This is a genomic window from Alkalihalobacillus sp. CinArs1, assembly GCF_947387515.1.
Classification (GTDB): domain Bacteria; phylum Bacillota; class Bacilli; order Bacillales; family Guptibacillaceae; genus Guptibacillus.
Genome location: NZ_CANDOB010000005.1, coordinates 132,289 through 147,599, shown reverse-complemented (window position 1 = coordinate 147,599; position 15,311 = coordinate 132,289). Strand labels below are relative to the sequence as shown.

Sequence of the window (15,311 nt, the reverse complement as noted above, 5' to 3'; positions counted from 1 at the left end):
GTTGGGGGCTCTCCCCCTGCAAGAGTAGGACGTCGCTAGGCAAGAGAAAAGTCAGAGCATTGAGCTCTGGCTTTTTTGTATGCTTTTTTGGTTTTTATTGAGAGACCGTAAGGTGAGTACCTTCATTGAGAAGACAGAAAAGGGCATCTTCGAAAGCTTCGTAGGGGTGGGAGAAGCAAGAAATTCGAGGAAGCAAGTGAGGCTGGACCGGAGTAGATATTCGGAGATCTATGAGGATCCAGCATCGCGCAGCATCCCGCCCTCAAAAGGTTTTATCTAAATGTGCTTTTAACAAATCAATCGTTACAAACAACGCTTCGCTGATATAACCAAAAATTCGCCGATAAAAGTGCCCTTTTCGCTGATATAATCTCGATTCCGCTGATATCTGCTCAGAAATCGCCGATATATCAGCAATTTCGCCGATATCCGGCCCAAAAAGCAGCTCCCCAAGCACCCAACAGCATCTGAACTATACCGAAACACACCCACCCCTCAAAAACCCACTAAAAAACAGCTACCGCCCGAACAAACGATAGCCGCTCTCCTTCTATTCTTCACCCGCCTCAGCATCTTTGATCTTTAGACGCTTCTTATCTTCCTTCGAATCGATCAGACGATGGAGGTGCACCATGAGAATACCTCGCTTATACGTCGCATCGATCGGCTTTTCTCTCACTGGGAAAGGTAGCTCGACAATTCGTTCAAATGGTCCGTGCTTATACTCTTCCTGTACATTTCGGTACCCTTTTAGCACCATCTTCGTCTGTCCTTTTACTTTAAGCGTTCGGTAATGGATATAGACATCCACATCCTCAATGTTCGAAACACCAGGGAGATAAACGGTACAGATCAATTCATTACCCGATTCGTACAGGTTCACAAGGGGTCCATTCGATACGAACATATCCTGAAAATCCGTCCAGAAATCATCTCCCATGAATTTGTTCATCTTGTTTTTCCAATCGTACATCTGACTCCAGTAGTCTCCCATGCCGTTCCCTCCTGGGCTTTTTGACAGTATATGCTCCTTCGGAAACTTTGTTAAAACGAGGGTCGTTTAGAAAATAGAAAAAAGTGAATGGAATAGAAAGGACGGATAAAATCAAGCTTGGAAAATTTTTTAAGGAAATTCAAAAAAGAACGCATGCGGTTTTATTATTCGGCGTGTTATGCTAGGTGAAGTTGAAGTTTTATGATTTTGAAAGATGAAGGAGGATCAGTATGTTAGAAAATGGGTTAGTGATGGTAGCCATAATTTTTCTCATTAATATTGTTTATGTATCATTTCTTACGATGCGAACAATACTCACATTAAAAGGACAGCGTTATTTAGCTGCAGCAGCAGGAACAATGGAGATTGCGATCTACGTTATCGGTCTTGGGCTTGTACTAGATAACCTTGGTGAAATACAAAATATAATCGCTTATGCACTTGGTTTTGGTGTCGGTATCATCGTTGGAATGAAGATCGAGGAGTATCTTGCGCTCGGATATATTACGGTCAATGCCATTACGACAAAGCTTGAGGAAGACATTCCAAATAAGCTAAGAGATGTTGGATACGGGGTTACGCATTACCTTGCCCACGGAAGACAAGGAGAGCGTCTCGTGATGCAGATTCTAACATCAAGAAAGTCAGAACGAAAGCTGTATCAAGCCATTGAAGAACTTGATCCGAAAGCATTCGTTATCTCGTATGAGCCGCGTACCTTCCATGGAGGGTTCTGGGTTAGAAAAATTCGGAGGTAGTGTATGGAGAAAAAGCCAAAGAAAAAGAAATTTGAAGTTATGGAAGACGAGTCTTTATCGGATTGCCTGAAGAGAATGGACGATGAAGGGTATATGCCGGTAAGGCGGACGGAAGAACCTGTTTTTATCGAACGAAAAGGTGCGAAAGAACCAGAATTATATGGAAGAAAAACAGTGTTCGAAGGGAAATTGAAGTAAAAGACGAACGTTATAATTGAATATAAACGCATCGTTCGATTTTTCGTTGACATTTGAATAATCCTCTTGTTACTATGAAAGAGGATAACAAATCGATACCTCATATAATCTTGGGAATATGGCCCATAAGTTTCTACCCGACGACCTTAAATCGTTGGACTATGAGGGTGAAGTCGTATTCTGTTCATTTCTGTGTCTACAGAGTTGGATGATGATTTTTCGCCCGCGTAGAAGCTTCTTCTAAAGGTTATAGGAGAATTCTATTCGGGCTTCTTTTTTGTTTAAATAAATCGAAAACGAACCTTCCAATAAGGGGGATATAGCATGAAGACACAAATTGGCGTGATCATGGGGAGCACATCTGATTGGGAAACGATGAAACACACGTGTGAGGTTTTGGATGAACTACAACTACCGTATGAGAAGAAGGTCGTTTCTGCTCACCGTACACCTGAGTTAATGTTTGAGTACGCGGAAGATGCTAGGGGCAGAGGGTTAAAAGTCATCATTGCTGGTGCAGGGGGCGCAGCTCATCTACCAGGAATGGTTGCAGCGAAAACGACACTTCCCGTCATTGGCGTTCCTGTTCAATCGAGAACGTTGAACGGATTAGATTCGCTTCTTTCGATTGTACAAATGCCAGGTGGTGTACCGGTAGCAACAGTCGCGATCGGAAAAGCAGGTGCGAAGAATGCTGGCTTATTAGCAGCTCAAATTCTAAGCACGTTCGATGAAGGTGTTGCATCTCGTCTTGAGGACTATCGTTTGAACATGAAAGAATCGGTACTAGAAAGTAGTGAGACACTATGAGCAAAACGATTTTACCAGGAAGTACAATTGGAATTCTAGGTGGCGGCCAGCTTGGAAGAATGATGGCACTGAAAGCTAGAGAGATGGGCTACCGTATTGCGGTTCTTGAACCGAAGAGTGGGTCGCCTTGCGGTCAAGTTGCGGACGTTGAAGTCGTGTCAGGGTATGATGATCTAGACGGTGCGAGAAAACTTGCTGAAGTGAGCGATGTGATTACATATGAATTTGAGAACATTGCCCATGAAACGGCGAAGTGGCTTGAAGAGAATGCGTATATGCCTCAAGGCGGCGAATTGCTTCGAACGACACAGGATCGCTTTGTAGAGAAAACATCGATCCAAAACGCGGGACTTGAGGTTGCTCCTTTTCAAAAAGTGGATTCGAAAGAAGAGCTTGTCCGTGCATGTGAAGAGATCGGTTTTCCAGCTGTCTTAAAAACACGTACTGGTGGTTATGACGGTAAAGGACAATGGGTCATTAAAGAGAGTGCTGATATAAAAGGGATTGCGTTTCCTGACGCAGCCTGTATCGTTGAAAGCTGGGTTCCGTTCCAAAAAGAGCTATCCGTTGTTGTGACGCGTAGCGTAACGGGCGAGATGACTACATTCCCCGTTGGAGAAAATATTCACGAGAACAACATCCTTCATCAAACAATCGTTCCTGCTCGTGTCGATGAATCAATTCAGCAAAAAGCGAGCGAAATCGGAAAGAAGCTTGCTGAAGATATCGACCTTATTGGGACGCTTGCGGTCGAGCTTTTCCTTGAAGGAAACGAATTGTATGTGAATGAGCTTGCACCGAGACCTCATAACTCTGGTCATTATACAATGGAAGCCTGTGAAACATCACAGTTTGAGCAACATATCAGAGCGATCTGTGGTTTACCTCTGGGGGCGACGGAGTTGTTGAAGCCGGTCGTGATGGGTAATATACTTGGCCAGCATGTTCAGCCTCTTATGGAGAGCATGAGTGAGCTCAAAAGTGCTAAACTTCATTTGTACGGCAAAGATGAAGCGAAACAGAATCGAAAGATGGGTCATATTAATTTTCTAGCTTCAACGACTGAGGAAGCGGAAAAACAAATGGCGCAATGGAAATTATGGCAGTAGGACAATTGACTAGGAGGATTTAACATGATTGAACGTTATACTCGCCCTGAGATGGGTGCGATTTGGACAGAGGAAAACAGATACAAAGCGTGGCTTGAAGTAGAGATCTTAGCATGTGAAGCGTGGGCTGAGCTTGGAATCATTCCGAAAGAAGACGTACAGAAAATTAGAGAGAACGCTGACTTCGATGTAGCGCGTATTCATGAGATCGAAGCAGAGACACGTCATGACGTTGTTGCGTTCACACGAGCTGTTTCAGAAACACTTGGTGAAGAGCGCAAGTGGGTTCATTACGGATTAACGTCGACTGACGTTGTTGATACGGCTCTTTCTTATCAGCTGAACCAGGCGAACGATCTATTGATGAACGATATCGAGAAGTTTATCAATGTATTGAAAGAGAAAGCGCAAGAACATAAATACACAGTGATGATGGGAAGAACTCACGGGGTACATGCTGAACCAACAACATTCGGTTTAAAGATGGCGCTGTGGTATGAAGAAATGAAGCGTAACTTGGAGCGTTTCAAACATGCTGCTGATGGCGTTCGCTTCGGTAAGCTTTCAGGGGCTGTTGGAACATATGCGAATATCGATCCGTTCATTGAACAGTATGTATGTGAAAAGTTAGGGCTGCAGCCTGCCCCGATCTCGACTCAAACGCTTCAGCGTGATCGTCACGCACACTATATGTCAGCACTAGCTTTGATCGCAACTTCGATTGAAAAGTTCGCAGTTGAAATCAGAGGCCTTCAAAAAAGCGAAACGCGTGAGGTTGAGGAGTTCTTTGCGAAAGGGCAAAAAGGCTCATCAGCAATGCCGCATAAGCGTAATCCAATCGGATCTGAGAACATGACGGGAATGGCGAGAGTGATCCGCGGATACATGACAACAGCATATGAGAACGTACCACTCTGGCACGAGCGTGATATTTCACACTCCTCAGCTGAGCGTGTCATTCTTCCTGATGCAACGATTGCTCTGAACTATATGCTTAACCGCTTCTCAGGTATCGTTTCGAAGTTAACCGTGTTCCCTGAGAACATGAAGCGTAATATGACGAGAACATATGGATTGATTTACAGTCAGCGCGTGTTATTGTCTCTTATCGACAAAGGCATGACTCGTGAAGAAGCCTATGACCTTGTTCAGCCGAAAGCGATGGATGCATGGGAGCGCGGCATTCAGTTTAGAGAATTAGTTGAAGCTGATCCAAAGATCACGAACCAGCTGTCTGCTTCAGAGATCGAGGATTGCTTTGATTACAATTACCATCTGAAGCCAGTCGATATGATTTTCGAACGTCTAGGGTTATAAATCACACGTATCGGAGGAGATCACCATGGGGAAACAAGAGTTGTTGTATGAAGGAAAAGCAAAGAAGATTTATGCGACAGAACATCCTGAGGTCGTTCATGTGGAATATAAAGATTCCGCCACGGCTTTTAACGGAGAGAAGAAAGCGACCATTACAGGGAAAGGGCGACTGAACAACGAAATTACGAGCCTGTTGTTTGATTATTTGAAAGAAGCTGGTATCGAAAGTCATTTTATCGAGAAAGTTTCTGAAACGGAGCAGCTTGTAAAGCGTGTGACGATCGTGCCACTCGAAGTGGTCGTCCGAAATGTCGCGGCAGGGAGCTTTTCTAGAAGAACTGGAGTAGACGAAGGAAAGCTGTTGAAGCAGCCGATCGTTGAATTCTATTACAAAAACGACGACCTTGGTGATCCTCTCCTTACGGTTGATCACGTGCTTGAGCTTGAACTTGCCGATGAAGAGACGGTTCAAGACTTAAAAGAACGTGCACTGCATGTGAATGACCGCCTACGAAGCTATTTTCTTGAGCGGGATGTAACGCTTGTTGATTTCAAGCTTGAGTTCGGTGTTACACCGTCTGGTGAATTGATGCTTGCAGATGAAATTTCACCAGATACTTGTAGACTATGGGACCGGAAAACGAATGAAAAGTTAGATAAAGATGTGTTTCGAAGAGATATAGGAAATTTGACCGAAGCTTATGAAAAAATCTTAACTCGTTTAGGGGGATCCGCATCATGTACAAAGTAAAAGTTTATGTAACGTTAAAAGAGAGTGTGCTAGACCCGCAAGGTAGTGCTGTGAAGAATTCACTTCATAGCCTTTCTTATAATGAAGTAGAAGATGTACGTATCGGCAAGTATATGGAGCTTACGTTAAATGAGACGGCGAATGTAGATGAGCGCATTAAAGAAATGTGTGAGAAGCTGCTTGCGAATACGGTGATCGAAGACTACACGTATGAAGTCGAGGAGGTCGTCGGGCAGTGAAATTTGCGGTGATCGTGTTTCCAGGTTCGAATTGCGATGTAGACATGTACCATGCGATTCAAGATGAACTTGGCGAAGAAGCTACTTATGTCCGATACGATGAACAGAGTCTAGCAAACTATGATGCGATCCTTTTACCGGGTGGTTTTTCTTATGGTGACTATTTGAGAAGCGGCTCGATCGCCCGTTTTGCTCCGATCATGAGCGAAGTGGTAAAAGCTGCTGAAGAAGGAAAGCCAGTGCTTGGTATATGCAACGGATTTCAGATTTTATTAGAAGCAGGTCTTCTTCCTGGAGCGATGAAACGAAACAAGAACTTGAAGTTCATGTGTCGTCCTGTAACGCTTGTTGTTCAGAATAATGCGACCATGTTTACGTCAGCCTATGAAAATAGTGAAGAAATTACGATTCCGATCGCACATGGAGAAGGAAACTACTATTGTGATGATGCGACTTTAGAAGAGTTACAATCATCCGGAAGAATCGTTTTTACCTATAAAGATAATCCAAATGGCTCGATCGATGACATCGCAGGAATCATCAATGAGAAGGGCAATGTCCTCGGGATGATGCCTCACCCTGAGCGTGCGGTCGATCACTTGTTAGGAAGTGCGGATGGCTTGAAGATGTTCAAATCACTACTACGTAACTGGAGGGAATCCCATGTCACACATGCATGAACCAACACCTGAGATGATTAAAGACCAGAAGCTTTATAGCCAGATGGGTTTAACAGATGAAGAGTTCGGCATGGTGGAAGAGATTCTTGGCCGTACCCCTAACTATACGGAAACGGGTTTGTTTTCAGTCATGTGGTCTGAGCACTGTAGTTATAAGAACTCAAAGCCAGTTCTTAAAAAGTTTCCTGTTACTGGTGAGCACGTACTTCAAGGTCCTGGTGAAGGAGCGGGGATCGTTGATATCGGTGACGAGCAAGCGGTTGTGTTTAAGATCGAAAGTCATAATCATCCATCTGCAATCGAGCCTTATCAAGGAGCGGCAACAGGTGTAGGTGGAATCATCAGAGACGTGTTCTCGATGGGCGCACGCCCCATTGCTTTATTAAACTCGTTACGTTTCGGAGAGTTAAGCAATCCGAAAGTGAAATATTTGTTTGAAGAAGTTGTTGCAGGAATCGCTGGATATGGAAACTGTATCGGTATTCCTACAGTAGGTGGAGAAGTTCAGTTCGATTCTTCATACGATGGAAACCCTCTTGTGAACGCGATGTGTGTTGGGTTGATCGATCACAAAGACATCCAGAAAGGTGTCGCGTCTGGCGCTGGAAACACCGTGATGTATGTAGGTGCAAGCACAGGAAGAGATGGCATCCACGGTGCGACCTTCGCATCTGAAGAATTGACAGATGCTTCTGACGAAAAGCGACCTGCCGTACAAGTAGGCGATCCGTTTATGGAAAAACTTCTTCTTGAAGCGTGTCTCGAGCTTGTGAAAAGTGATGCGCTCGTCGGCATTCAGGACATGGGAGCGGCGGGTCTTACGTCTTCTGCTTCAGAAATGGCGAGTAAAGCAGGCATGGGAATCGAGATGAACCTTGATGAAGTCCCTCAGCGTGAAAAAGGCATGACGCCATATGAAATGATGCTATCTGAATCACAGGAGCGTATGCTCGTTGTTGTGAAGAAAGGTAGAGAAGCTGAGATCAAAGAAATTTTTGATCGTTGGGGTCTTTTATCGAAGGAAGTCGGTGTCGTGACAGACGATAAGAAGTTCCGTCTTCTTCATAAAGGTGAAATGGTGGCTGAAGTACCGGTCGATGCTCTTGCAGAAGAAGCACCGGTATATCATAAACCATCGCGCATTCCTGAGTATTTCATTCGAAACCAGCAGCTTCATAAGCCGATTCCAGCGGTAGAAGATCCGAAAGAAATGCTGTATACATTGCTAGGTCAGCCTACGATTTCAAGCAAAGAGTGGGTCTTTGATCAGTACGATTATATGGTTCGAACGAATACCGTCGTATCTCCAGGATCGGACGCAGCTGTTGTGCGTGTAAGAGGCACACGAAAAGCGCTAGCGATGACAACCGACTGTAATTCCCGTTACCTGTACCTTGATCCTGAAGTTGGTGGGAAGATTGCTGTTGCTGAAGCAGCACGTAACATCGTTTGTTCAGGTGGTGAGCCGCTTGCGATCACGGATTGCTTAAACTTCGGTAATCCTGAAAAGCCTGAGATCTTCTGGCAGATCGAAAAAGCAACGGACGGTATGAGTGAAGCGTGTCGTATGTTAAATTCGCCCGTTATCGGTGGTAACGTATCCCTATACAATGAGACGAATGGCGTAGCGGTTTATCCGACACCAGTTGTTGGAATGGTAGGACTAGTTCATGACCTTGATCATGTTACGACTCAACAGTTTAAAGAAGAAGGAAACTTGATCTACTTACTTGGTGAAACAGGCGAGGACTTCGGAGGAAGCGAGCTTCAGAAGGTTGTGGATGGGAAGATCTCGGGGCAAGCACCTCAACTGAATCTTGAAGTGGAAAGAGAACTTCAGCAACAGGTTCTTTCAGCCATTCAAGACGGACTCGTTCAATCGGCGCATGATGTTTCTGAGGGTGGTTTGAGTGTTGCGCTTAGTGAATCGTTAATCGGAACAGATCTTGGTGCGATCGTTCGAATCGAAGGCGATGTGACGACGTCGCTGTTCAGTGAGTCTCAATCTCGTTTCCTCATCACGATCAAGGGTGAACACCAGCAGGTCTTCGAGCAGAGAACCGGAGCGAAGCTTATCGGTGAAGTAACCGGTACTGGCATCTTGACGATGATGCACGAAGAAGAAAATCATCTATTCGATGCACCGGTCAGTGAGCTCGAAGCGGCCTGGAAAGGAGCAATTCCATGTTTGGTGAAATCAAAGGCTTAAACGAAGAGTGTGGTGTATTTGGTATCTGGGGTCACCCAGATGCCGCTACGCTCACATATTACGGGCTTCATAGTCTTCAGCATCGCGGTCAGGAAGGTACTGGGATCGTCACGACTGATGGCGCAAGACTTAACCTTCATAAAGGGCTTGGCCTCGTGAACGATGTCTATGGAGCGGACGATTTAAAGGCACTCGATGGCAATGCAGCGATTGGTCATGTTCGATACTCAACGGCAGGAGGAGGAGGCTATGAAAACGTTCAGCCTCTTTTATTTCGCTCGCAGAATGGTGGATTGGCGCTCGCGCATAATGGGAACCTTGTGAACGCGAATGCGTTGAAGCATCAGCTCGAAGGTCAAGGGAGTATTTTTCAAACGACTTCAGACACAGAAGTGCTTGCCCATTTGATAAAGAGAAGCGGCTATTTGAACCTTAGAGAAAAGGTGAAGAACGCTCTTACGATGGTAAAAGGCGCGTATGCTTTTCTTTTGATGACAGAAAACGAGATGATGGTCGCTCTTGATCCACATGGACTACGACCACTTTCTTTAGGTCGACTAGGAGAAGGTTATGTGGTTGCATCCGAAACGTGTGCGTTCGATCTCATCGGAGCGGAATATATTCGTGATGTGGAGCCAGGTGAACTTCTTATCATCAATGACGCAGGCATTGAATCGGACCGTTTCTCATCACCGATGTCGCGTGCGATCTGCAGTATGGAGTACATTTATTTCTCAAGACCCGATAGCAATATCGAAAACATCAATGTTCACACGGCTAGAAAGAACCTCGGTAAACAGCTCGCGCAAGAAGCTCCGATCGAAGCAGATATCGTGACGGGTGTTCCGGATTCTAGTATATCTGCTGCGATCGGATATGCAGAGGAATCGGGTATTCCGTATGAGATGGGTCTGATCAAGAATAGATATGTAGGCAGAACGTTTATTCAACCTTCACAGGAGCTAAGAGAACAAGGTGTGAAGATGAAGCTTTCACCTGTTCGAGGCGTTGTTGAAGGAAAGCGGGTCGTTATCGTGGATGATTCGATCGTACGTGGAACGACGAGTAGAAGAATCGTGAAGATGTTAAGAGAAGCAGGTGCAAAAGAGGTTCATGTTCGCATAAGTGCACCTCCGATCGTCAGTCCTTGTTACTATGGGATCGACACGTCCAATTCTGGTGAGTTAATCGCAGCGAAGATGAGCGTTGATGAGATTTGTGAAGAAATCGGTGCAGATACGTTAAGTTTCCTATCAACAGATGGAATGACAGAAGCAATCGGTAGAGACGATGCAAGCAGCTCGTGCGGACAATGTCTAGGCTGTTTTACAGGGTCGTACCCGACTGAGATCTATCCTGATACCGTTCATCCATACGAAAAAGTCTAACTGGGGGTCCATTATGGCGGATGCTTATAGAAGTGCTGGAGTAGATATTGAAGCTGGTTATGAAGCAGTTAACCGAATGAAAACGCACGTAAACAAAACCGTTCGACCTGGCGTCATGGGAGGTCTAGGTGGTTTCGGCGGAATGTTTGATCTATCTGAACTTCCTTATGAGAAGCCAGTTCTCATTTCAGGAACCGACGGTGTGGGTACGAAGCTCATGCTTGCGATTCAGATGGATAAGCACGATACAATCGGAATCGATTGTGTCGCTATGTGTGTGAATGACGTAGTCGCTCAAGGTGCTGAACCTCTTTACTTTTTAGATTACATCGCGACAGGTAAACTCAAACCTGAGAGGATTGAAGAAATCGTAAAAGGGGTTGCGGATGGTTGCTCGACTGCTGGGTGTGCCTTGATTGGCGGCGAAACAGCAGAAATGCCTGATATGTATCAGGAAAACGATTATGATCTTGCTGGATTCACGGTTGGGGCTGTCGAAAAGTCTAAGCTGATTCAACCGACTGATGTGATGGAAGGGGACGTTTTAGTTGGCCTTGCATCAAACGGTATTCATAGCAATGGCTTCTCTCTTGTTAGGAAAGTAGTAAAAGAGAACAACATGGATCTTAATCAAACGTTTGATCAACTCGGTACGACGCTTGGAGAAGTCTTGTTAGCTCCTACTCGTATCTACGTAAAGCCCGTCTTGAACGTGCTCGAATCTTATCCTGTTCATGGGGTTGCACACATTACAGGTGGCGGCTTCGAAGAGAACATTCCTCGTATGCTACCTGAAGGCCTCACAGCTCAGATCGATTATGGCTCTTGGCCAGTACCACCGATCTTTGACCTGATCGAAAAGAAGGGAAACTTATCTCGACGAGAGATGTTCACCACGTTCAACATGGGCATCGGAATGGTTCTAAGCGTCCCTGCCTCTGAAGCTGTTAACGTGATCAAACAGCTTGAAAAAGACGGTGAGCAGGCATTTGTGATCGGTCGAGTAACAAAAGGTGATCAAATCAATTTCGGCGGTGGTGATCTATCGTGAAGTTAGCAGTTTTTGCATCTGGGAGTGGCTCCAATTTCGAAGCGATCGCATCTGAAATCGAAAAGGGGGCACTCGATGCCAAAATCGCATTAGTGGTTTGTGATCGCCCTGGTGCCAAAGTAGAAGAAAGGGCAGAGCGCTTCGGCATTCCTGTCCTTTCCTTTTATCCTAAATCCTATAACTCAAAAGCAGAGTTTGAAGCCTTCATTCTTCAGCAGCTGAACGATGCAGGCGTCGAATTAATCGTTCTTGCTGGATACATGAGGCTGATCGGGTCAACGCTTCTTCGTGCGTATGAAGGGAGAATCATCAACATCCATCCATCTCTTCTTCCGTCTTTTCCTGGAAAAGATGCGATTGGTCAAGCTCTAAAAGCAAAAGTGAAAGTCAGTGGTGTGACGGTGCATTATGTCGATGAAGGGATGGACACGGGGCCGATCATTGATCAAGAAACGATTCGGATCTCAACAGAAGATTCGAGAGAAGAAGTTGAGAAAAAGATACAGGCTGTTGAACATCAGTTATATCCAGCAGTTATTAGAACGCTTCTTAAAAACAAAACAATTGGTAGCAGGAGGTAAGACGATGACGATCAAACGTGCACTGATCAGCGTATCAGATAAAACAAATATTACCGAGTTTGCGAAGGGATTATCAGACAAAGGGGTCGAGATCATTTCGACTGGAGGCACAAAACGTGCTCTTGAGGAAGCGGGCATAGATGTTATAGGAATCTCAGATGTTACGGGCTTTCCGGAAATTTTAGACGGACGTGTGAAAACCCTCCATCCGAATGTACATAGTGGTCTTCTAGCTGTTAGAGACAACGACGACCATCAAAAGCAACTAGAGGAGCATAACATCACACCGATCGACTTGGTTGTTGTGAACCTATATCCATTCCAAGAAACCGTCGCAAATCCTGATGTAGCGTACAGTGACGCGATCGAGAATATCGATATCGGCGGACCAACGATGTTAAGGTCAGCTGCTAAGAATCATAAAGACGTGACGGTTGTCGTTCATCCTTCTGACTATGAGCGTGTGCTTCTTCAAGTCCAGGAGAATGGGGATACAACAGGCATACTTCGTCAGGAACTTGCAGCAAAAGTATTTCGTCATACCGCTTCCTACGATGCGATTATTTCAGAGTATTTAACAGGAAAATCTGGAGAAGAAGAGCCAGAGTCGCTTACTGTAACGTTTGAGAGAAAGCAAACCCTCAGATACGGAGAAAATCCGCATCAGAAGGCTGTATTTTATAAAAAACCTCTATCAAAAAATGCATCGATCGCATCTGCTAAACAACTGAACGGTAAAGAGCTTTCTTATAACAATATTAACGATGCGAACGCGGCTCTTAATATCGTTAGGGAATTTGAAAAACCTGCCGTTGTTGCGGTTAAACATATGAACCCTTGTGGAGTTGGTACGGGTGAAACGATTGTAGAAGCGTATCAAAAGGCATACGAAGCAGATTCTACATCGATCTTCGGCGGTATCGTCGCATTGAATCGTGAAGTCGATGAAGAAACGGCACTGAAGTTGAAGGAAATTTTTCTGGAGATCATTATGGCACCTTCTTTCACTGAAGAAGCACTTGCTGTTTTGACTAAGAAGAAGAATCTTAGACTATTGACATTGGATGTTCAGGCGTCTGGGGGAGTGGAGCATCAGCTCACATCTGTTAACGGCGGGCTGTTGCTGCAGGAACAAGATCAATACGGAATCGATGAAGCAGATCTAACCGTACCAACCGATCGAAAACCTACGGATGAAGAGTGGGATGCGCTGAAGCTTGCATGGAAAGTAGTTAAACACGTGAAATCGAATGCGATCGTACTCACGAACAAAGATCAAACGGTTGGCGTTGGAGCTGGACAGATGAATCGCGTTGGTGCTGCTAAGATCGCGATCGAGCAAGCGGGTGAGAAGGTGAAAGGTTCTGTCATGGGATCAGATGCGTTCTTCCCAATGGATGACACTGTTGAAGCTGCTGGAAAAGCGGGCATCACAGCGATCATCCAGCCTGGAGGATCGATTCGTGATGAAGATTCGATCAAAAAAGCGAATGAATATGGCATCACGATGGTGTTCACAGGCATCCGACACTTTAAACATTAAGAGGGAGGGAATTCGATGAAGGTATTGATAATTGGACGAGGCGGTCGAGAGCATGCGATGGCTTGGAAAGCTGCAGAGAGCGCTTCTGTGGATCAAGTATACGTAGCACCAGGGAACGCAGGTATGGAAGCTGTTAGTCAGCTCGTGCCGATCGATGAAGGTGATCACGATGGGCTTATTGCTTTCGCACAAAAAGAAGGCATTACACTCACCTTAGTCGGTCCAGAGCAGCCGTTGTTAGATGGAATTGTAAATCGCTTTGAGGATGCAGGTCTTCGCGTATTTGGTCCTACGAAAGAAGCTGCGTTAATCGAAGGAAGCAAAACGTTCGCGAAAGAATTGATGGCAGCAAACGGTATCCCGACCGCCGATTCAAAATCCTTCACGGATTACCAGGAAGCTCGAAAGTATGTTCAAAAGGTCGGTGCACCGATCGTACTGAAAGCGGATGGACTTGCAGCCGGAAAGGGTGTCGTCGTTGCGATGACGTTGGAGGAAGCACTCGATAGTCTTCATAATATGATGGTCAACAATCAGTTTGGAGAAGCTAGTGAACAAGTTGTTGTAGAGGAGTTTCTTGAAGGTGAAGAGTTTTCGCTCATGGCATTGGTGAATGGGGAAGATGTTTATCCTCTCGTTATTTCACAAGATCATAAGCGAGCATTCGATGGAGATAAAGGGCCGAATACGGGTGGAATGGGCGCATACTCACCAGTTCCCCAAATCTCTGAGTCAGTGGTAGAAGAAGCGATTCAATCGATTTTACTTCCAGCTGCAAAAGGGATGAAGAAAGCAGGCAGGACGTTTACTGGCGTTCTGTATGCCGGATTAATCCTGACGAAAAACGGTCCTAAAGTCATTGAGTTCAATGCAAGGTTCGGCGATCCTGAAACACAGGTCGTCCTGCCTCGTCTCACATCAGACTTCATCGAAGCCATTCAAAGCGTGTTAGACGGTAAAGAGCTTGAGCTCAAATGGAGTGAGAAAGCTGTGATTGGAGTTGTCATTGCATCCGGAGGGTACCCTGGTGATTATGAAAAAGGGAAGACCATCACAGGTTTGAACGATGTGACTTCACTTGTGTTTCATGCAGGTACAGATAAGATAGGCGATCAGTTTGTAACGAATGGTGGACGCGTGTTACTGCTATCTGCTTCAGGAGAATCCCTCCAGGAAGCAAGTGCTTCAGTTTACGAAGAACTTCAGATCGTGCAGGTAGAGGATGGGTTCTATAGAACGGATATTGGACATCGAGCTATTTCACACGTTTCTTCTTGATGTAAGCAAACGATATAGCAATAATACTACCGATCAATAATGTGTAGATGACCCAAGTGTCTGTAATGTATTCAAGCACAACGTTACCTCCTTTTGTTATGTTACGAAAACTTCCCTGGAATCAGGGAAGTTTTTTTATACCCATGGTTAAGAGGGGTTAATAACTTTTTCAAGAGCTGTTTCGTCAGGATCACGATTTTCATCTTGGTTCATCAGGTCGACGATCGGGCAGTATCTCGTATGACCTTCTGCGATCATCAAAGCTCCTGCAGCTGCAAGCAAAAGCGACGTTGAGACGTTTTCGTTTTTACAAAGTTTTGCGGTAGACCAGGAGAGGAGTGTAAATCCTGCTGTTAAACGAATAAATGCATTCATCATGCTAATGTTCGGTCTCAATTCAAAAAA

General features: G+C 45.2%; 17 protein-coding genes and 1 riboswitch. Of the genes, 14 read left to right on the top strand and 3 right to left on the bottom strand.

Going from position 1 to position 15,311, the window contains the following annotated elements:
• Nucleotides 1–550 precede the first annotated feature (550 nt).
• Nucleotides 551–994, bottom strand: coding sequence for an Hsp20/alpha crystallin family protein (locus PFZ69_RS19365; RefSeq protein WP_270182743.1), 444 nt, complete (start codon nt 992–994; stop codon nt 551–553).
• Nucleotides 995–1,224: 230 nt separating this feature from the next.
• Between PFZ69_RS19365 and PFZ69_RS19360 the strand changes: the two genes are divergently transcribed.
• The 14 genes from PFZ69_RS19360 (at nt 1,225) to purD (ending at nt 14,906) form a co-directional block, all read left to right on the top strand.
• A complete protein-coding gene (locus tag PFZ69_RS19360; RefSeq protein WP_270182742.1) occupies nt 1,225–1,752 on the top strand; it encodes a DUF2179 domain-containing protein in 528 nt (175 codons plus the stop codon).
• Nucleotides 1,753–1,755: 3 nt separating this feature from the next.
• The gene (locus tag PFZ69_RS19355) at nt 1,756–1,950 is read left to right on the top strand and encodes an NETI motif-containing protein (RefSeq protein WP_270182741.1); all 195 of its coding nucleotides are present in this window, start codon (nt 1,756–1,758) and stop codon (nt 1,948–1,950) included.
• 80 nt (nt 1,951–2,030) lie between these two features.
• Nucleotides 2,031–2,132: riboswitch (purine riboswitch) on the top strand.
• Nucleotides 2,133–2,274: 142 nt separating this feature from the next.
• Entirely contained in the window at nt 2,275–2,760 is a 486-nt protein-coding gene (purE, locus tag PFZ69_RS19350; RefSeq protein WP_270182740.1) for a 5-(carboxyamino)imidazole ribonucleotide mutase, read from the top strand.
• A complete protein-coding gene (purK, locus tag PFZ69_RS19345; protein ID WP_270182739.1) occupies nt 2,757–3,869 on the top strand; it encodes a 5-(carboxyamino)imidazole ribonucleotide synthase in 1,113 nt (370 codons plus the stop codon). The genes purE and purK overlap by 4 nt, the downstream gene beginning before the upstream one ends.
• Before the next feature lie 24 nt (nt 3,870–3,893).
• Nucleotides 3,894–5,186, top strand: coding sequence for an adenylosuccinate lyase (purB, locus tag PFZ69_RS19340; RefSeq protein ID WP_270182738.1), 1,293 nt, complete (start codon nt 3,894–3,896; stop codon nt 5,184–5,186).
• Nucleotides 5,187–5,211: 25 nt separating this feature from the next.
• Entirely contained in the window at nt 5,212–5,937 is a 726-nt protein-coding gene (gene purC / locus PFZ69_RS19335) for a phosphoribosylaminoimidazolesuccinocarboxamide synthase (protein WP_270182737.1), read from the top strand.
• Nucleotides 5,925–6,176 (top strand): phosphoribosylformylglycinamidine synthase subunit PurS, encoded by a 252-nt coding sequence (gene purS, locus PFZ69_RS19330; RefSeq protein ID WP_270182736.1) that lies wholly within the window; start codon nt 5,925–5,927, stop codon nt 6,174–6,176. Before purC ends, purS begins: the two co-directional genes overlap by 13 nt.
• The gene (gene purQ / locus PFZ69_RS19325; protein WP_270182735.1) at nt 6,173–6,856 is read left to right on the top strand and encodes a phosphoribosylformylglycinamidine synthase subunit PurQ; all 684 of its coding nucleotides are present in this window, start codon (nt 6,173–6,175) and stop codon (nt 6,854–6,856) included. The genes purS and purQ overlap by 4 nt, the downstream gene beginning before the upstream one ends.
• Complete coding sequence (gene purL, locus PFZ69_RS19320; protein ID WP_270182734.1) at nt 6,840–9,065, top strand: phosphoribosylformylglycinamidine synthase subunit PurL; 2,226 nt, start codon at nt 6,840–6,842, stop codon at nt 9,063–9,065. The genes purQ and purL overlap by 17 nt, the downstream gene beginning before the upstream one ends.
• Nucleotides 9,041–10,453, top strand: coding sequence for an amidophosphoribosyltransferase (gene purF / locus PFZ69_RS19315; protein ID WP_270182733.1), 1,413 nt, complete (start codon nt 9,041–9,043; stop codon nt 10,451–10,453). Before purL ends, purF begins: the two co-directional genes overlap by 25 nt.
• Nucleotides 10,454–10,466: 13 nt before the next feature.
• Nucleotides 10,467–11,504 carry a phosphoribosylformylglycinamidine cyclo-ligase gene (purM, locus tag PFZ69_RS19310; RefSeq protein WP_270182732.1) on the top strand — a complete coding sequence of 346 codons (1,038 nt, stop codon included), beginning with the start codon at nt 10,467–10,469 and terminating at the stop codon, nt 11,502–11,504.
• On the top strand, nt 11,498–12,085 hold the full coding sequence (purN, locus tag PFZ69_RS19305) for a phosphoribosylglycinamide formyltransferase (RefSeq protein WP_270182758.1): 588 nt from the start codon (nt 11,498–11,500) through the stop codon (nt 12,083–12,085). The genes purM and purN overlap by 7 nt, the downstream gene beginning before the upstream one ends.
• A gap of 4 nt (nt 12,086–12,089) precedes the next feature.
• Nucleotides 12,090–13,628: a bifunctional phosphoribosylaminoimidazolecarboxamide formyltransferase/IMP cyclohydrolase gene (gene purH, locus PFZ69_RS19300; protein ID WP_270182731.1), complete on the top strand. Its 1,539-nt coding sequence runs from the start codon at nt 12,090–12,092 to the stop codon at nt 13,626–13,628.
• Between the two features lie 15 nt (nt 13,629–13,643).
• Nucleotides 13,644–14,906 (top strand): phosphoribosylamine--glycine ligase, encoded by a 1,263-nt coding sequence (purD, locus tag PFZ69_RS19295; RefSeq protein ID WP_270182730.1) that lies wholly within the window; start codon nt 13,644–13,646, stop codon nt 14,904–14,906.
• On the opposite strand, the gene PFZ69_RS20995 is transcribed toward purD, so the two are convergent.
• Nucleotides 14,884–14,985, bottom strand: coding sequence for an EYxxD motif small membrane protein (locus PFZ69_RS20995; RefSeq protein ID WP_333489753.1), 102 nt, complete (start codon nt 14,983–14,985; stop codon nt 14,884–14,886). The two genes, purD and PFZ69_RS20995, sit on opposite strands and share 23 nt — an antisense overlap.
• A 68-nt stretch (nt 14,986–15,053) precedes the next feature.
• Nucleotides 15,054–15,302, bottom strand: coding sequence for a YgaP-like transmembrane domain (locus PFZ69_RS19290; protein ID WP_270182729.1), 249 nt, complete (start codon nt 15,300–15,302; stop codon nt 15,054–15,056).
• Nucleotides 15,303–15,311 lie beyond the last annotated feature (9 nt).